The organism is Stenotrophomonas beteli, from assembly GCF_001431665.1.
Classification (GTDB): Bacteria; Pseudomonadota; Gammaproteobacteria; order Xanthomonadales; family Xanthomonadaceae; genus Stenotrophomonas; species Stenotrophomonas beteli.
In genome coordinates this window covers 86,742-103,848 of the sequence record NZ_LLXV01000077.1, presented here as the reverse complement: position 1 = coordinate 103,848, position 17,107 = coordinate 86,742, and the positions used below count along the sequence as shown (strand labels likewise).

Genomic DNA, 17,107 nt, shown 5'->3' with positions numbered 1-17,107 from the left:
AGCAACCGTCAAGCATCTGCTGATGCCGGTACGGCATGAGGTCGGTGCGGATCGGCCTGAATCCAGGCCCCGCCGACGCCGCCCGGCCTCCGCCCACGCCCTACAATGGGCGCATGCAGATTGGCCCGTACACCATTGCCCCGAACGTCGTGCTGGCGCCCATGGCCGGCGTCACCGACAAGCCCTTCCGCCTGCTGTGCAAACGGCTGGGCGCGGGCCTGGCCGCGTCGGAAATGACCATCAGCGACCCGCGCTTCTGGAACACGCGCAAGTCGATCCACCGCATGGACCATGACGGCGAGCCCGCACCGATCAGTGTGCAGATCGCCGGCACCGAGCCGCAGCAGCTGGCCGAGGCCGCACGCTATAACGTCGACCACGGCGCGCAGATCATCGACATCAACATGGGCTGTCCGGCCAAGAAGGTGTGCAACGCCTGGGCGGGCTCGGCGCTGATGCGCGACGAGCACCTGGTGGCGCGCATTCTGGAGGCGGTGGTCAACGCGGTGGACGTGCCGGTCACCCTGAAGATCCGTACCGGCTGGGACTGCGACCACCGCAATGGCCCGGTCATTGCCCGCATTGCCGAAGACAGCGGCATCGCCGCGCTGGCCGTGCATGGCCGCACCCGCGACCAGCATTACACCGGCCAGGCCGAGTACGCCACCATCGGCGAGATCAAGGCTGCGCTGCGCATTCCGGTCATCGCCAATGGCGACATCGATTCACCGCAGAAGGCCGCCCACGTGCTGCAGCAGACCGGGGTGGATGCAGTGATGATCGGCCGCTCCGCGCAGGGCCGGCCGTGGATCTTCCGCGAAGTGGCGCACTACCTGGCCACCGGCGAGGAACTGCCGCCGCCGTCGCTGGGCGAAGTGCGCGACATCCTGCTCGGCCACCTGCACGCGCTGCATGCCTTCTATGGTGAACCGCAGGGCGTGCGCATCGCGCGCAAGCACCTGGGCTGGTACGCCAAGGATCGTCCGGAGAACGCCGCGTTCCGCGCGGTGGTCAACCGTGCCGAAGACCCGCAGAGCCAGATCGCGCTGACCACCGAGTACTTCAACCGCCTGATCGCCGGGGAACCGGCGCTGTCTTCGGCGGCCTGAGCCGCCAGCCCCGCGTTTCCGAACAGTCGAGCCAGCTCGACGCTACAAGAGCCCGCCGTCATGACTCCGCCGATCTCCTCCCCGACCTACCTGCACGGGTTCTCCGGCACCGAGCAGCAGCGCCTGATGACCCAGGCCCGCCTGCTGGAATCGAGCATCTTCGGCCAGATCGACTACAGCGGCGCGCGGCGCCTGCTGGAAGTGGGCAGCGGCGTGGGAGCACAGACCGAGATCCTGCTGCGCCGTTTTCCCGAGCTGCACGTGACCGGGGTGGACCTGAGCGAAGCGCAGCTGGCGACCGCACGCGAGAACCTGGCCCGCACGCCGTGGTGCAGCGACCGCTACACGCTGCAGCAAGCCGATGCCGGCGAGCTGCCGTTCGAGGCGCGCAGCTTCGATTCGGCCTTCCTGTGCTGGGTGCTCGAGCATGTACCGGCGCCGGCGCGGGTGCTGAGCGAGGTGCGCCGGGTGCTGGCACCGGGTTCGCCGGTGTACATCACCGAGGTGATGAATGCCTCCTTCCTGCTCGACCCCTATTCGCCGCACATCTGGCGTTACTGGATGGCCTTCAATGACTTCCAGTACGACCATGGCGGCGACCCGTTCGTCGGTGCAAAGCTGGGCAACCTGCTGCTGGCCGGTGGCTTCCGCGACGTGCACACCGAGATCAAGACCATCCACCTGGACAACCGCGAACCGGCGCGTCGCAAGACGATGATCGCGTTCTGGGAACAACTGCTGCTGTCGGCCGCCGACCAGCTGCTGCAGGCCGGCTCGGTGGACGAGGAAACCGTGGAAGGCATGCGGCGCGAGTTCCGCCTGGTGCAGAACGACCCCAACGCGGTGTTCTTCTATTCGTTCGTGCAGGGCCGCGCGACGGTGTATTGAGGGCCGAACCAGGCCCTGCCTGGCCGTCGCGCCGATGTTGCGCATCCACGCAAGGCGTGGATCTACGGCGGGGTGTGCCAGATGCGCTGCCACATCACCGCCAGCCGGCCCTTCATCTCGGCCCGTGCCTGCGGGCTGCTGTAGTCGGCACGCAGCTGCTCGGGCGTGATGCCCTGCCACTGCCCGTCCACCTGCTCAGCCACCACGAAGTTGAAGGTGTAGTCCGGCTCCAGCCCCATGCGCAGGTCACTCAGCACCAGCCGGCCGTCCACCACCTGCGCACGCATGAAACCTCGGTTGAACCACTGCAGCCGCTGCACGGCGGGAATTGCAGACGCTTCGCGCAGTGCCTGCACGTTGGACGGATGGCCCTCGAACTGCATCGGCCCATGGTCGGCCAGCAGCGAGCGGTCAGCCACCACGTAGCCGCTGGGTGTCATCGCCACCACCCGCCACAGCAGGGTGTTGAACGGCATCGGCACCGAAAAGCGCGGCGCATCGCCCAGCCCCATCGCCGCCAGGCTCTGCTGCGCGGCACGATCGACCTGGGCCTTGGCAATCAGGCCCCAGCCCAGGTAGCCGCTGCTGACCAGCAGCGCCACGCCCAGCACCGTGCCTGCCCACGGCCGCGCGCGCCCGAACCAGGCCAGAACGCAGCCCAGCAGCAGCCACACGGTGTAGGCCGGGTCGATGATGAAGACGCTGGAGCCCATCGTCGGGTGTGGTCGCAACGGCCACCACAGCTGGGTGCCGTAGACGGTGAACGCATCCAGCACGGGATGGGTGAGCAGCGCGAGCTGGATCGCCCAGAACCAGCGCAGCGGTGACTGCGCGACGCGGCCGTTGCCGAAGCGCTTGAACAACCACCAGATCAGCGTGGCCACCCAGGGCAGCACCAGCAGTGAATGGCTGAAGCTGCGGTGCTCGATCATGTTGGCGACCGGGTCGGCGGCGGTGAAGCCCAGCCACAGCGCATCGAGGTCCGGCAGGGTGCCGAGCGCGGCACCGGCCAGCAGGGCCGCGCGGCGATGGCCGGGCGGAGCGATGGCAGCGGCGACGGCGCCGCCGAGCACGATCTGGGTCAGGGAATCCATGGGCCGATGCTAGCGGCTTGCGGGCGGTGCATGTAGAGCCGCGCCCATGCTCGGCTGACCTTCGTTGCGTCCAACAGCAGAGCACCGCTCGCGCTCTTCTGTAGAGGCACATCTCCCGCGCGCGGCCGTCGAGCATGGCTCGACGCTACAGGGCATCTCAGGCCGCTTGCTTGACGCGCGCGCCCGGCAGCTCCACCAGGGTCTGGCCGTTGTGGTCGAGCAGGCGCAGCGCGCCATCATGGTCTTCGGCCAGCGCGGTCAGGCTCTCCACCCAGTCGCCGTCATTGGCGTAGACCAGGCCATCGCGTTCAACCAGCGCGGCACGATGGATATGCCCGCAGACGATGCCATCCAGGCCGCGCCGGCGCACGTCGTCCAGCCCGGCCTGCACGAAACGCTCGATGTAGCGCTCGGCCGCACCGCTGCGCTTCTTCAGGAACTCCGACAGCGACCAGTAGCGCATGCCCAGCCGACGCCGCACTGCATTCAAGGCCTGGTTGCCGGTGAGGATGCGGTAGTACAGCCAGTCACCGAACTTTTCCTGCAGGCCACCGAAATGGGTCACGCCGTCGTAGTCGTCGCCATGTGCGACCAGCAGGCGGCGGCCATCGGCGGTCACGTGGATGGCGCGCCGGCGCACCTGCATCGCGGGCAGCATCAGCCCGCACACCTGGCGCAGCGAGGCATCGTGGTTGCCCGGGATGTAGATGATCTCGGTCCCCGCACGTCGCAGCGCGTGCAGGGCCTGGATGACCTCGCTGTGCGACTGCCGCCAGTTGGCACGGCGGTGTGCCATCCACCACAGGTCGATGATGTCACCGACCAGGTACAACCGTTCACAGCGCAGCGGCGAGAGGAACCGTGCCAGCTCGGCGGCATGGCAATGACGCGAGCCCAGATGCACGTCGGAGACGAACACTGCGCGCCGCTTCGGCACCAGGTTCGCCAGCGTGCTCATGCCGCTGCCCCCGCGTCGCGCAGATAGCGCTTGCGCTTGTGCGGCCGGATCGCGCACAGGTCCACCTCGATCAGGCCATCGATCGAATCGCTGAAATCAGGATCGACACCGAAGGCAAGGAAGCGTGCACCGCCGGGTTCGCACAGATCGGTGTACTGCCGGTACAGCGTCGGCACGCCGGTGCCGAGCGCGGCCAGGTTGGCCTTCAGCACATCGAAGGCAGCGCCCGCATCCAGTTCGCCGAAACTCGGTGGCGCGGCGAAGTACTGGAACGGCCGGTTCGATTCGGCCAGCCCGGCAGTTCCGCTGTAGTAGCGCTGGTAGTACGCCACCAGCTGCTCGCGCGCATCACGCGGCAGCGCCGCACTGATCGACACCGCGCCAAACAGGTAGCGGATGCCCGGCCGGCACTGCAGGTAGGCGCCGATGCCCTGCCACAGATAGTCCAGGCTGCGGCTGCCCCAGTAGTCGGGCACCACGAAGCTGCGGCCCAGTTCCAGGCCCTCGGCGATGTGGCTGATGGCGTCGTCGGAATAGCGGAACAGCGACGCGCTGTAGAGCCCGGACAGGCCGTGCCGGGCCAGCGCCTGGGCGCCGCGCATGATGCGGTAGGCACCGGCAATGCGCTGCGCCGCCGCGTCCCAGATCACGATGTGTTCGTACTGCGGGTCGTAGTCGTCCAGGTCGCGGCTGCGGCCGGTGCCCTCGCCCACCTGGCGGAAGGTCAGTTCACGCAGGCGGCCCAGTTCCAGCAGCAGTGGTGAGCCTGCATTGCAGCTGGCCAGCAGGATCTGCTTGCCGTCGGCGGTCTGGCCCAACTGCGTGGCCGCCGCGATGCCCACGGCGACCTGCGAGGGCGGCACCGGGGCGGCCAGCGGCTCGGGGCCCGCGCAGGGAACCTCTGTGCCGGCCGAACCATTGCGGCCCAGCGCGTACAGCGCGCGGCGCACGGCCAGCAGCTGCGCCCCGGGATCGCCCGCCTTGGCCAGCTGCATCGGCTCGCCGATGCTCAGCCGTAGCGGGCGGCCACGGCGGGTGAACATCTCGCGTGCCAGCAGGGCGGTACCGGCCGGCTTGAACAGGGTCGAAGCGCCGTAGAACAGCGCCGAGTTGCGCGCCTCCACCCGCACCGGCAGCACCGGCGCACCGGCCGCGCGGGCAAAGCGGACGAACCCGCGCTGCCAGCGGCCATCGCGGATACCGCGCAGCGACAGCCGCGAGACCTCGCCGGCCGGGAACACGATCACGCACTGCTCGGCGGCCAATGCTTCCTCGACGGCATGCAGGCTGCCGCGCTGTGCCTTCCCCCCCAGGATGCGCACCGGCAGCAGCAGATCCTGCAGCGGCGCGATCGCCCCCAGCAGGTCGTTGGCCACGATCCGCACGTCGCGGCGGACGCGGCCGACCGCGTCCAGCAGCGCCAGTGCATCCAGCGCCCCGGACGGATGGTTGGCGACGATCAGCAGGCGACCGGTGGCCGGAATCTTCGCCAGGGCGGCAGGATCCACCTGGTACTGGCCGTCGATGAACTCCAGGCCGGCGGCGACGAAGCCGAAGCCGCGCAGGCCCGAGCTGCGCTGCAGGAAGGCCTCGATCTGGTCCAACCGCGACCAGCGGCCCACGCTGCGCAGCAACGGCCGTGCCAGCTGGCCACGGCGGCCATGGAACCAATCGGGGAAACGTTGCTGGAGACGCTGTTCGAGTTCCTGCATGGCGGATCCACTGATGCCCGGCGGCCGGATTGGCCGACAGCCTGCGCCCGGCAGGCGGCAGCCAGATGGCGGTTCTGGGGCAGAACGATGACGGCCGGCGCGCCTTGACGGCAGGGTCGCGGCCTCCGCGGTCGGGGGAGGGCCAGCCCCCGCCCTTTGTCACGCTGGTGGAACACTGGGCCTCGAGGCTGGGCCCCAATCCCGTCGCGACGGCCCCTGCCGGGCCTACGCGGGCTTAACCACCGGCAACCGGTACCGGTTCACAATGCACAGGCGGCGCACCCCGTGTATCATGCGCGCCCATCTTTCCATCCGAATCAAGGGATATACCGCCTGATGTCCAGCTATCTCTTCACCTCCGAGTCGGTCTCCGAAGGCCATCCGGACAAGGTTGCCGACCAGATCTCCGATGCGGTGCTGGACGCGATCCTGACCCAGGACCAGCGCGCCCGCGTGGCCTGCGAGACCATGGTCAAGACCGGCGTTGCCATCGTGGCCGGTGAAATCACCACCAGCGCCTGGATCGACCTGGAAGCACTGACCCGCAAGGTCATCACGGACATCGGCTACGACAGCTCCGACGTCGGCTTCGACGGCGCCACCTGCGGCGTGCTGAACCTGATCGGCAAGCAGTCGCCGCACATCGCCCAGGGCGTGGACCGCAAGAAGCCGGAAGAAATGGGCGCGGGCGACCAGGGCCTGATGTTCGGCTATGCCACCAACGAGACCGACAGCTACATGCCGGCGGCGATCCACCTGTCGCACCGCCTGGTCGAGCAGCAGGCCAAGATCCGCAAGAAGAAGAACTCGCCGCTGTCGTGGCTGCGCCCGGACGCCAAGAGCCAGGTCACCCTGCGCTATGAAAACGGCGTGGTCTCGGCCATCGACGCCGTGGTCCTGTCGACCCAGCACGCCCCGGGCATCAAGCAGAAGGACCTCATCGAGGCCGTCCGCGAAGAGATCATCAAGCCGGTGCTGCCGGCCAAGTGGCTGCACAAGGGCACCAAGTTCCACATCAACCCGACCGGCAAGTTCGAGATCGGCGGCCCGGTGGGCGACTGCGGCCTGACCGGTCGCAAGATCATCGTCGACACCTACGGCGGCTGGGCCCGTCACGGTGGTGGCGCGTTCTCCGGCAAGGACCCGTCCAAGGTCGACCGTTCGGCTGCCTACGCGGCCCGCTACGTCGCCAAGAACGTGGTCGCCGCCGGCCTGGCCGACCGTTGCGAAGTGCAGGTCTCCTACGCCATCGGCGTGGCTGAGCCGACCTCGATCTCGGTCACCACCTTCGGCACCGGCAAGATCAGCGACGACAAGATCGAGAAGCTGATCCGCAAGCACTTCGACCTGCGCCCGTACGGCATCATCAAGATGCTGGACCTGATCCACCCGATGTACCAGCAGACTGCGGCCTACGGCCACTTCGGCCGCAAGCCGAAGGAGTTCAGCTACCTCAACGGCGAAGGCGAGACCGTCAACGCCACGGCCTTCTCCTGGGAGAAAACCGACCGCGCCGCCGCCCTGCGCGCCGATGCGAAGCTGAAGTAAGAAGCACGAAGGGCCGCGCAAGCGGCCCTTCTTTTTCTGTAGAGCCGAGCCATGCTCGGCTTTCTTTTTGCCTGCGGGCCAGCCCATGCAGTCGAGCATGGCTCGACTCTACAAAGGCGATGCGTGCCCGATACAATCCGCCGCATGTCGACCGAACTGAAAACCCACCAGCTGTCCATGACCGTGCTGATGTCGCCGGAGATGGCCAATTTTTCCGGCAAGGTCCACGGCGGCGCCATCCTGCGCCTGCTCGACCAGGTGGCCTACGCCTGCGCCAGCCGTTACGCCGGCCGCTACGTGGTCACCCTGTCGGTGGACCAGGTGATGTTCCGCCAGCCGATCGCGGTGGGTGAACTGGTCACCTTCCTGGCCTCGGTGAACCATACCGGCACCTCGTCGATGGAGATCGGCATCAAGGTGGTGGCCGAGGACATCCTCAAGCGCAGCGTGCGCCACGCCAACAGCTGCTTCTTCACGATGGTGGCGGTGGATGAGGAAGGCCGGCCGACGCCCGTCCCGCCCTTGCAGCCGGCCACGTCCGACGAAAAGCGCCGCCAGGCCGCCGCGCAGATCCGTCGCCAGCTGCGCCAGGAAATGGAACAGCGCCATCTGGAACTGCTGGCGTCGAACCCGCCCTCGCCGGAGGAATGAGGTAGTGCCGGCCGCTGGCCGGCAACCTCGCGCGTGCTGCCAAACATCATGAGGGTGCCGGCCAGCGGCCGGCACTACGCTTTCGAATTCGCCGGGCCACGCCCGGCGGATGCGCAAGGTCAGCCGGTGTTCTGCACGCCCTGCGAAACACCGTTCACGCACGCCACCAGCGCGCGCAGCAGATCATCATCCTCGCGCCCGCTGGCCCGCCAGCGCTGCAGCAGGTCCACCTGCAGCACGCTGATCGGATCGACATAGGGATTGCGCAGGCGGATCGACAGCGCCAGCCGTGCATCATGGTCCAGCAGCGTCTGCTGGCCCATCAACGCCAGCAGCCAGCGCCGGGTCAGTTCCAGCTCGCGCTGTACCTGCGGGAAGAAGCGCCCGTGCAGGTCGCCCGACAGCTTCGAGAACTGCTCGGCGATGGTGACATCCCCCTTTGACAGCACCATCGCGATGTCATCCAGGAAGGTGCGGAAGAACGGCCAGTCCCGCGCCATCTCGCGCAGCGTGCCCTCGTGGCCGGCCTCCACGGCCGCCTGCAGGCCACTGCCCACGCCATACCAGCCGGGAATGACTGCACGCGCCTGGCTCCAGGCAAACACCCACGGAATCGCGCGCAGGTTGCCCAGCGCCGCATCCTGGCCAAGCCGGCGCGACGGCCGCGAGCCCAGCGTCATCCGTTCGATCACGTCGATGGGCGTGGCGGTGCGGAAGTAATCCATGAAGCCGGCCTGGCCGACGAAACCGCGGTACACCTCGCTGCTGGCAGCGGACACCACATCCATCACCGGGCGCCAGCCGTCCTCGCGCGGCTCGGCGGCGCGTGGGCGCAGGCTGGCGCGCAGCACCGCGCCGGCGGCCTGTTCCAGCGACCGCAGCGCCAGCGCACGGATGCCGTACTTGCGGTGGATCACCTCGCCCTGCTCGGTGACCCGCAAGCGGCCATCGATGCTGCCGCGTGGCGAGGCATCCACGGCATGGGTGGTCTTGCCGCCACCACGGCTGATCGAGCCGCCGCGGCCATGGAAGAAGGTCAGGCGGATGCCAGCCCCGGCGGCCTCCTCCAGCAGTTCCACCTGCGCACGTTGCAGGCCCCAGCGCGAAGCGGCGATGCCACCGTCCTTGCTGCTGTCCGAATAGCCGAGCATCACCATCTGCACGTCGCCACGCGCACGCAGATGCGCGCGGTAGACCGGGTCGGCCAGCAGATCGCGCAGCGTGGCGGTGCCACGCTTCAGGTCGTCCACGGTTTCGAACAGCGGGGCGATATCCAGGGGTACCGTGCCATCAGCATCGACCAGGCCACCGCGCCGCGCCAGCGCCAGCACCGCCAGCACGTCGCTGCGGTCGTGCGCCATCGAAATGATGTAGCTGCCGAGCGCATCGCCACCATGCCGTGCGCGGGCATCGGCCAGTGCGGCGAACACCGCGTCCAGGCGCGCGTTGCCGTCGTCATTGCCGACCGGCAGCGGCGCTTCGCCGCTGGCATGCGGGCCCAGCAGCCGCGCCCGGCCCAATGCATCCAGCGCCTGCCACGCGTCCTCGCCGCCCAGCACCGACGCCAGTGCACGTGCATGCACGCTCGATTCCTGGCGCACGTCCAACCGCGCCAGGTGGAAGCCGAAGGTCTTCACCCGCCACAACAGGCGCTGCACGGCGAAGCCACCGGCATGTTCGCCGCGGTTGGCGCGCAGGCTGTCGAGGATCAGCTGCAGGTCGTCGATCAGCTCGTCCGGGCCGGCGTAAGCGCCCTCGCTGTCATCCAACGTGGCCTGCAGGCGTGCGCGCATGCGGTCGTTGAGCAGGCGGTACGGCATGTCGGCATGGCGCGGCCGCGACTGCACCTGCGGCAGCAGGTGCTGGTACTGCGCCACGCGCGCCTGCAGCGCATCACTCACCCCCACCCGCTCGGTGGACTGGCTGAGCAGGCTGGCCAGCTGCAGCAGTTCCTTCTGGTAGCGCCCCAGCACCGCCTGCCGCTGTGCGTCCAGCGTATTGCGGATGGTGGTGGCGTCCACGTTCGGATTGCCGTCCATGTCACCGCCCACCCAAGTGCCGAAGCGCAGCAGGCGCGGCAGCGGCAGTTCTTCGCCATAGGTATCGCGCAGCGCCTGCTGCAGCGATTCGTACAGCACCGGGATCACCCGGTACAGCACCTGCACCAGGTAGAAGCCGACGTGCTCGCGTTCGTCATCGACAGTGGGCCGCACCGGCGAAGAGTCGGTGGTCTGCCACGAGGCGGTCAGCGCCATGCGGAAGCGCGCGGCATCGGCGGCCGCCTCGCCCGGCGTGCGCTGGCCGTCGAGGTTGTCGACCAGGCTGGCCACCATCAGCTGCTCTTTTTCCAGCAGTGCGCGGCGCACCGCTTCGGTCGGGTGCGCGGTGAACACCGGTTCGATGTCGATGCGTGGCAACCACTGCGCCAGTTCGTCCAGGCCCACGCCCTGCGCCTTCAGGTGCTGCAGGGCATCCTGCAGGCCATCGGGCTGCGGCGCGGCGGTGCCGGCGCGCTGGTAATCGCGGCGGCGGCGGATGCGATGCACGCGCTCGGCGATGTTGACCACCTGGAAGTAGGTGCTGAACGCCCGCACCATGGTTTCGGCCTGCTGCGGCGTGCGCCCGGCCAGGCCTTCGGCCAGCTCCGACAGCGGCGCCTGGTTCTCACGGCGGGCGATGGCGCGGGTACGTACCTCTTCGACATCGTCGAGGAAAGCGGCCGATACCTGTTCCACCAGCAGGTCGCCGACCAGTGCGCCGAGCCGGCGCACGTCATCGCGAAGCGGAAGATCGGGAGAAGCAAACTCGATGCTGCTGCGGTACTCGTTCATCGGCGACGCACAGGCCTCGGTCAACGGATCCAGACCCCAAGCCTATCCCAGATCGGGCGTCGTGCTGCGATGCAAAAATGGTTTCATCTGCACGTATCCACGGCAGACACAGCCGAGCATGGGCTCGGCTCTACAACCATCATGGCGCGCGACACCGTATAGCGCCCGAGCCCATGCGCAGCCGCACAGGCGGCCCCCGTTGCAGGGGCCGCCATCATCGCGCGCGGATCAGCGCTTCTTCTTCGCCTTGACCTGCCCGGCCGGGCCAATGGTCTGCTCCAGCCAGCGCTCGCTCTCGGCCAGCATGGTCATGATCGATTCGCGTGCGCGGTAGGCATGCGATTCGTTCGGCAGCATCACCAGTCGTGCGGTGCCACCCAGGCCCTTCACCGCGGCGAACATGCGCTCGCTCTGGATCGGGAACGTGCCGGAGTTGTTGTCGTCCACGCCATGGATGAACAGGATCGGATCCTTGATCCTGTCGGCGTAGTTGAACGGCGCCATCTTCTGGTAGACGTCCTGCGCCTGCCAGTAGTTGCGCTCCTCCGCCTGGAAGCCGAACGGGGTCAGCGTGCGGTTGTAGGCGCCGCTGCGCGCGATGCCGGCCTTGAACAGGCGCGTATGCGCCAGCAGGTTGGCGGTCATGAACGCACCGTAGGAATGGCCACCGATGGCGATGTGGTCGCGATCGGTCACGCCACGCCGCACCACTTCATCCACGGCTGCCTGCGCGTTAGCCACCAGCTGTTCGATGTAGGTGTCGTTGGGCTCCTTGTCACCCTCGCCGATGATCGGCATCGACGGGCTGGCCAGCACCACGTAGCCCTTGGCCAGGAACGCCTGCGGGCCCCAGTAGCTGACCGCGTTGAAGCGGTACGGCGAATCGGTCACCTGGCTGGCCGCAGCCGCACTCTTGAACTCGCCCGGGTAGGCCCACATCAGCAGCGGCCGCGGGCCGTCGCGCTTGGGGTCGTAGCCCGGCGGCAGCAGCAGGGTCGCGGTCAGATCGACGCCATCCTTGCGCTTGTAGCGGATCTGCTCCTTCTGCACGCCCTTCAACTGCGGCAGCGGATGAGCGAAGTGGGTCAGCGCGCGCGGTGCGGCGCTGGCATCGGCCAGCGACTGCACGTAGAAGTTGGCCGGCTCGTCCGGGCTCTCACGGCTCAGCAGCAGCGAGCTGCCCTGGTTGTCCAGCAATGCCACCGGCAGCGAATAGCTCGGCGCCTGCGAATGGAACAGGCGCGTCGCCTTGCCGCTGGCGATGTCGAAGCGGTCCACGAACGGACGGTCACCTTCCGGCGAAGCACCGGCACCGGCCAGATACAGGCTGCTGCCATCGGGGCTGGTCTGCAGCAGCGAGCGGCCACGATCGTCGCTGGACAACTGCGGACGGCCTGGATCGGAATAGCGGTCCTGCGCATCGCGGTCCCACAGCAGGCGCGGCTCGGTACCGGCGTTGTCCGGGGCGATCAGCCAGGTCTTGGTCCTGCGGGTCTTCCACCACGACTCGGTCAGCAGCGCTAGGTCACCACGGCCCCAGCTGATGCCGGCCAGGCGGCTGCCAAGCTGGGCCAGCGTCACCGGCGGTTTGTCGAACGGGGCGGCCTGCATCAGTACCGCATCGCGCACCCTGGCCTCCCTGTTCGGGTCGCCGCCGTCCTGCGCTTCGGCCCAGACCAGGGTGGCGTCAGCATCACCGCGCCAGCTGATGTCGCGCACGCCGGTCACTTCGGCATCGTTGCCGGTCGGCAGGCCTTCCACCAGCGGGCGCACGGCCACGGTGTGCACCAGCTTGCCGCTGGCACGGTCGATCACTTCAATGCGGCGCGGGAAACTGCTCACCGGCACCACGTAGGAGTACGGCCGCTGCACCGGTTGGCGCAGCACGAAGCGGCCATCCGGCGACACCGAGAAGCCCATGAAGATGCCCGCCGCGCCGATCGCGCGGGTGCTGCCATCCAGGCCGACTTCCATCGGCTGGGTGGTGGCGTAGTAGTCGAACTGGCGCGCGTCGGCCTCGTTCTTCAGCAGGTCCTGGTAGGTCCGGATCGACACCACGCCGCCGCCCTGACTGGTCTGCTGGACGGCGGGGCCGGTCGGGATGCCGTCGGAGGCCGGGGCGGGCCCCAGGTTCGCCGGGCGGGTGAACACCACCAGCCCCCGGCTGTCGGGCAACCACTGGTAGCCACTGCCGATCACCGTGTTCAGGCCGGCCACCAGGCGGCGGGCGCTGCCGGCGGCCACGTCCACCAGCCACAGCTCGTTGGCGCCACTGGCCGCGTCGAGCTGGTTGAAGGCCAGCCACTTCTGGTCCGGCGACCACATCACACTGGCAATCGACAGCGTCGCTGGCAGGCCGCTGATCTGCCGCTCCCTGCCGTCGGCCACGTTCATCAGCCACAGCTTCTCGCCGAAGCTGAAGCGGCTGTCGGAGAACGTGCGCGGGTTGATGCGCAGGCCGGCCAGCTTCAGTTCCGGCTGTGCCACCACCTGGATCGAGGGCAGCGACGGCATCTGCAACATCGCGGCCACGTCGCGGCGCGGCGACAGGTACAACGAGGGCGCACGGGGCGCGTCCACCACCGCCTGCAGCGCCGCCGACGGCAGTTCGTAGCCGTTGACGCCCTGGGCCTGTGCGGCCGCGGGCTGCGGCGCTGCCGCCCAGGCCAGCGGGGCCACTGCCAGCAGTCCCATCGACAGGACCAGGCCGGTCCAGCGCCGTGTGCGGCGCGCGTGCATGCTCATCGTTCCACCTGTGTGATGCGTGAAAACACCGACCTTAACAGTCCGTGCACGCGGCCCCATCTGCCGATGGTTGGGTCATCCGGATGTCATGCCGGCGCCGCGATATAATGGCGGTTCTCCCCTGCCGAGGGGCGCTGCGACCGGATCCCCCGAGGCCCGGCCAGGCTCGGTAAGGTGGCTTTGTAACAACGGCGCCCGGCCAGATGCGAGCACCCGCTCGTCCACAACCGGAGCACACCAATGAACGCTGTTGCCAAGACCTTCTCCACCGAAGGTGATTACAAGATCCGCGACATCACGCTGGCCGACTGGGGCCGCAAGGAACTGGACATCGCCGAGCACGAAATGCCGGGCCTGATGTCGATCCGCCGCAAGTACCAGGCCGAGCTGCCGCTGAAGGGCGTGCGCGTGACCGGCTCGCTGCACATGACCATCCAGACCGCAGTGCTGATCGAGACCCTGAAGGACATCGGCGCCGATGTGCGCTGGGCCTCGTGCAACATCTTCTCGACCCAGGACCACGCTGCTGCGGCCATCGCCGCCACCGGCACCCCGGTGTTCGCCTGGAAGGGCGAGACCCTGGAAGAGTACTGGGACTGCACCCTGGATGCGCTGACCTTCACCCTGGCCGACGGCACCCTGACCGGCCCGGAACTGGTGGTCGACGACGGCGGTGACGTGACCCTGCTGATCCACAAGGGCTACGAGCTGGAAAACGGCAGCGACTGGGTCAACACCGCCTCCTCCTCGCACGAAGAGCAGGTCATCAAGAACCTGCTCAAGCGCGTCGCCAAGGAGCGCCCGGGTTACTGGGGCCGCGTGGTCAAGGACTGGAAGGGCGTCTCTGAAGAGACCACCACCGGCGTGCACCGCCTGTACCAGCTGGCCCAGGCCGGCACCCTGCTGATCCCGGCGATCAACGTCAACGACTCGGTCACCAAGAGCAAGTTCGACAACCTGTACGGCTGCCGCGAGTCGCTGGCCGACGGCCTGAAGCGCGCGATGGACGTGATGCTGGCCGGCAAGGTGGCCGTGGTCTGCGGCTACGGCGACGTCGGCAAGGGCTGCGCCGCCTCGCTGCGTGCCTACGGCGCGCGCGTGATCGTCACCGAGATCGACCCGATCTGCGCCCTGCAGGCAGCGATGGAAGGCTATGAAGTCAACACCATCGAATCGACCCTGGGCCGTGCCGACCTGTACGTCACCACCACCGGCAACCGCGACATCATCCGCATCGAGCACCTGAGCGCGATGAAGGACCAGGCCATCGTCTGCAACATCGGCCACTTCGACAACGAGATCCAGGTCGACGCGCTGGTGTCGTTCGCCGGCATCAAGCACGTCAACATCAAGCCGCAGGTGGACAAGTACATCTTCCCGAACGGCAACGCGATCTTCCTGCTGGCCGAAGGCCGCCTGGTGAACCTGGGCTGCGCCACCGGCCACCCGAGCTTCGTGATGTCCAACTCGTTCGCCAACCAGACCCTGGCCCAGATCGACCTGTGGGCGAACAAGGACAGCTACGAGAAGAAGGTCTACCTGCTGCCGAAGAAGCTGGACGAAGAAGTGGCCCGCCTGCACCTGGAAAAGATCGGCGTGAAGCTGACCACCTTGACCCAGGACCAGGCCGACTACATCGGCGTGCCGGTGGAAGGCCCGTTCAAGCCGGACCACTACCGCTACTGATGTCTTGCCCAGGGTCGGATCCCTTTCCGCAGGAAAGGGTTCTGACCCCAGCAACGGATGCACACGGAACGGGCGCCTTCGGGCGCCCGTTCCGTGTTTGCGTGTGGCCGTATAGCCCGCATCCAGCCCCCACAGTAGATCCACGCCATGCGTGGATGCCCTCCGGCAATAGCCTCGGTCAAGGCAACACATTCCGCACGCGCTACGATGCGCCCATGACCCCGGCCATCAACCTGCTCAAGCGCGAGAAGATCGCCCACACCGTGCGCAGCTACGTGCACGATGCCCACGCCGAATCCTATGGCGGCGAAGCCGTCGACAAGCTCGGCCTGGATCCGGCCCAGGTGTTCAAGACCCTGCTGGCCAGCACCGAAACCCACGAACTGCTCGTCGCGATCGTGCCGGTGGCCGGCCAGCTCGACCTGAAGGCGCTGGCCGAAGCGGCCGGCTGCAAGAAGTGCGAGATGGCCGCCGCCGACGCCGCGCAGCGCGCGACCGGCTACCTGGTCGGCGGCATCAGCCCACTGGGGCAGAAGAAGCGCCTGCGCACGTTCCTGGATGACAGTGCCGAAGCGCTGCCCGCGCTGCATGTCAGCGCCGGACGCCGTGGCCTGGAAGTGGAACTGGCACCGGCCGACCTGCTGCGGCTGACCGCCGGCCACTACGCGGCGATCGGCAAGGCACGTTGATGCGCTGGCCGTGGTCCGCAACGCCGTCGCCCCGGCTTGAGGATGCTCAGGCCGATGTGCTGCTGCAGGATCTGCTGTCACGCGACGCAGAGCGCATCACCGACGCCGCCCGCGTCGTCGCACGACTGTTCAGTGCACCGTCGCTGGACGCCTTGGCCGCGCAGGTGGACCTGATCGAACGCAGCTGCCAAGGCATCGCTTTCGGCGGCATGCTGATCAGCAACCAGGCGCATCTGGAGGCTGCCCTGAAACGGCTGCGTTACTGGCAGGCGCACGCAGGCTGCCTGTGCGCGCTCAATCCCGGCTACCCGTTCTTCGATCCGCGCCGCCTGATCGAACAAGGGCAGATGCAGCTGCTCGCGTTGCAGGAGGCCGAGGATGGTTGGGGCGATTGCCACAACGTTGCCTGCACCCAGTGCGGCCAGCATTGGCAGGCGATCGACCGCGAGTACCATTACCCATGGTGGGAGTGGCAAGCTGTCTGAAGGCCAAGCAGCCACGCATGGCGTGGCTCTACTGCAGCCCGATAGATCCACGCCATGCGTGGATGATGGTCATTCCACAAACTCATACCGCATCGGCACGCGCACGATGGTCAGCGCCGGCGCCGGGCTTCCGGTATCGCTACGCACGAATTGCCAACCGCGCAGCTCTTGCACCGCCGCCTCGTCCAGCACCGCATGGCCACTGGAAGTCTCCACGATCACCGCAGCCACGGCACCGTGCACATCGATCAACGCCTTGAGCAGGCTGCGCCCGGAAAGCCCCTGCTCCATGGCTTCGCGCGGATAGCGCGGCAGCTTGCCGCGCGGCTGCACCCAGGGCAGACCTTCGCCAGTGAACAGGTCCTGGCTGCTGCGCGCGGCGCATCGCTTCGGAGTGCGCAGCAGCAGTGATGGCCGCAGGCTGTCTACCGTCACCTCCGCAGGCGCTGCGCAGGCATGCTGCGCCAGCACCTCCAGTACCTGCTGCTGCCGAAGCAAAGCCTTGCCGTCGCTCGCCGTCACCTCGACTACGCAGCGACCGTCCCGCGGCTGCATCGACAATGCAGTCACCTTCGCATCGCGAAGTCCGGGAACCGTGGCCAGCGGTGCGCACGCGGCGCCAGCCGACGGCGTGGCTGCCAGCACCGGAGTGGCGGGCAGCATGCCCGCCAGCAATAACGGAATCATCCTCGTTCCGGCACCCATGCCCCG

13 protein-coding genes and 1 riboswitch are annotated in these 17,107 nt (G+C 67.9%); of the genes, 7 read left to right on the top strand and 6 right to left on the bottom strand.

Translation table 11 applies throughout. The annotated features are described in order from the left end of the window. Positions 1–113: 113 nt before the first annotated feature. A complete protein-coding gene (gene dusB / locus ARC23_RS18270; protein ID WP_057498508.1) occupies positions 114–1,109 on the top strand; it encodes a tRNA dihydrouridine synthase DusB in 996 nt (331 codons plus the stop codon). Positions 1,110–1,169: 60 nt separating this feature from the next. Then, positions 1,170–1,997, top strand: a complete 828-nt coding sequence (locus ARC23_RS18265; protein ID WP_057498507.1) for a methyltransferase domain-containing protein — start codon at positions 1,170–1,172, stop codon at positions 1,995–1,997. Between the two features lie 62 nt (positions 1,998–2,059). Here ARC23_RS18265 and ARC23_RS18260 read toward each other — a convergent pair whose 3' ends face one another. The 3 genes from ARC23_RS18260 to olsF all read right to left on the bottom strand — a co-directional run bounded on the left by ARC23_RS18260 (position 2,060) and on the right by olsF (position 5,761). Continuing rightward, positions 2,060–3,091 carry a metal-dependent hydrolase gene (locus ARC23_RS18260; RefSeq protein ID WP_057498506.1) on the bottom strand — a complete coding sequence of 344 codons (1,032 nt, stop codon included), beginning with the start codon at positions 3,089–3,091 and terminating at the stop codon, positions 2,060–2,062. A gap of 157 nt (positions 3,092–3,248) precedes the next feature. After that, entirely contained in the window at positions 3,249–4,049 is an 801-nt protein-coding gene (locus tag ARC23_RS18255; RefSeq protein ID WP_057498505.1) for a UDP-2,3-diacylglucosamine diphosphatase, read from the bottom strand. Next, positions 4,046–5,761: a bifunctional ornithine lipid synthase OlsF gene (gene olsF / locus ARC23_RS18250; protein WP_057498504.1), complete on the bottom strand. Its 1,716-nt coding sequence runs from the start codon at positions 5,759–5,761 to the stop codon at positions 4,046–4,048. The genes ARC23_RS18255 and olsF overlap by 4 nt, the downstream gene beginning before the upstream one ends. A gap of 336 nt (positions 5,762–6,097) precedes the next feature. On the opposite strand from olsF, the gene metK reads away from it, so the two are divergent. Both metK and ARC23_RS18240 read left to right on the top strand, forming a co-directional pair. Beyond that, the gene (gene metK / locus ARC23_RS18245) at positions 6,098–7,309 is read left to right on the top strand and encodes a methionine adenosyltransferase (protein ID WP_005408103.1); all 1,212 of its coding nucleotides are present in this window, start codon (positions 6,098–6,100) and stop codon (positions 7,307–7,309) included. A gap of 144 nt (positions 7,310–7,453) precedes the next feature. Continuing rightward, complete coding sequence (locus ARC23_RS18240) at positions 7,454–7,960, top strand: acyl-CoA thioesterase (RefSeq protein WP_057498503.1); 507 nt, start codon at positions 7,454–7,456, stop codon at positions 7,958–7,960. Positions 7,961–8,079: 119 nt separating this feature from the next. Here ARC23_RS18240 and ppc read toward each other — a convergent pair whose 3' ends face one another. Together ppc and ARC23_RS18230 are read right to left on the bottom strand one after the other, a co-directional pair. Then, complete coding sequence (gene ppc / locus ARC23_RS18235) at positions 8,080–10,791, bottom strand: phosphoenolpyruvate carboxylase (protein ID WP_057498502.1); 2,712 nt, start codon at positions 10,789–10,791, stop codon at positions 8,080–8,082. Positions 10,792–11,019: 228 nt separating this feature from the next. After that, the gene (locus tag ARC23_RS18230) at positions 11,020–13,536 is read right to left on the bottom strand and encodes a S9 family peptidase (RefSeq protein ID WP_057498501.1); all 2,517 of its coding nucleotides are present in this window, start codon (positions 13,534–13,536) and stop codon (positions 11,020–11,022) included. Positions 13,537–13,656: 120 nt separating this feature from the next. Next, positions 13,657–13,740: riboswitch (S-adenosyl-L-homocysteine riboswitch) on the top strand. A 36-nt stretch (positions 13,741–13,776) separates the two neighbouring features. On the opposite strand from ARC23_RS18230, the gene ahcY reads away from it, so the two are divergent. The 3 genes from ahcY to ARC23_RS18215 all read left to right on the top strand — a co-directional run bounded on the left by ahcY (position 13,777) and on the right by ARC23_RS18215 (position 16,396). Then, complete coding sequence (gene ahcY / locus ARC23_RS18225; protein ID WP_057498500.1) at positions 13,777–15,222, top strand: adenosylhomocysteinase; 1,446 nt, start codon at positions 13,777–13,779, stop codon at positions 15,220–15,222. Between the two features lie 215 nt (positions 15,223–15,437). Continuing rightward, positions 15,438–15,911: a Cys-tRNA(Pro) deacylase gene (gene ybaK, locus ARC23_RS18220; RefSeq protein WP_057498499.1), complete on the top strand. Its 474-nt coding sequence runs from the start codon at positions 15,438–15,440 to the stop codon at positions 15,909–15,911. Then, positions 15,911–16,396, top strand: a complete 486-nt coding sequence (locus tag ARC23_RS18215; protein WP_057498498.1) for a hypothetical protein — start codon at positions 15,911–15,913, stop codon at positions 16,394–16,396. The genes ybaK and ARC23_RS18215 overlap by 1 nt, the downstream gene beginning before the upstream one ends. Before the next feature lie 69 nt (positions 16,397–16,465). Here ARC23_RS18215 and ARC23_RS18210 read toward each other — a convergent pair whose 3' ends face one another. Next, positions 16,466–17,101, bottom strand: coding sequence for an energy transducer TonB (locus tag ARC23_RS18210; protein ID WP_057498497.1), 636 nt, complete (start codon positions 17,099–17,101; stop codon positions 16,466–16,468). Positions 17,102–17,107 lie beyond the last annotated feature (6 nt).

Bases quoted from the DNA above. Each gene is read 5' to 3' on its own strand.
- dusB (WP_057498508.1), top strand. From the start codon at position 114: ATGCAGATTGGCCCGTACACCATTGCCCCGAACGTCGTGCTGGCGCCC.
- ARC23_RS18265 (WP_057498507.1), top strand. From the start codon at position 1,170: ATGACTCCGCCGATCTCCTCCCCGACCTACCTGCACGGGTTCTCCGGC.
- ARC23_RS18260 (WP_057498506.1), bottom strand. From the start codon at position 3,091: ATGGATTCCCTGACCCAGATCGTGCTCGGCGGCGCCGTCGCCGCTGCC.
- ARC23_RS18255 (WP_057498505.1), bottom strand. From the start codon at position 4,049: ATGAGCACGCTGGCGAACCTGGTGCCGAAGCGGCGCGCAGTGTTCGTC.
- olsF (WP_057498504.1), bottom strand. From the start codon at position 5,761: ATGCAGGAACTCGAACAGCGTCTCCAGCAACGTTTCCCCGATTGGTTC.
- metK (WP_005408103.1), top strand. From the start codon at position 6,098: ATGTCCAGCTATCTCTTCACCTCCGAGTCGGTCTCCGAAGGCCATCCG.
- ARC23_RS18240 (WP_057498503.1), top strand. From the start codon at position 7,454: ATGTCGACCGAACTGAAAACCCACCAGCTGTCCATGACCGTGCTGATG.
- ppc (WP_057498502.1), bottom strand. From the start codon at position 10,791: ATGAACGAGTACCGCAGCAGCATCGAGTTTGCTTCTCCCGATCTTCCG.
- ARC23_RS18230 (WP_057498501.1), bottom strand. From the start codon at position 13,536: ATGAGCATGCACGCGCGCCGCACACGGCGCTGGACCGGCCTGGTCCTG.
- ahcY (WP_057498500.1), top strand. From the start codon at position 13,777: ATGAACGCTGTTGCCAAGACCTTCTCCACCGAAGGTGATTACAAGATC.
- ybaK (WP_057498499.1), top strand. From the start codon at position 15,438: ATGACCCCGGCCATCAACCTGCTCAAGCGCGAGAAGATCGCCCACACC.
- ARC23_RS18215 (WP_057498498.1), top strand. From the start codon at position 15,911: ATGCGCTGGCCGTGGTCCGCAACGCCGTCGCCCCGGCTTGAGGATGCT.
- ARC23_RS18210 (WP_057498497.1), bottom strand. From the start codon at position 17,101: ATGGGTGCCGGAACGAGGATGATTCCGTTATTGCTGGCGGGCATGCTG.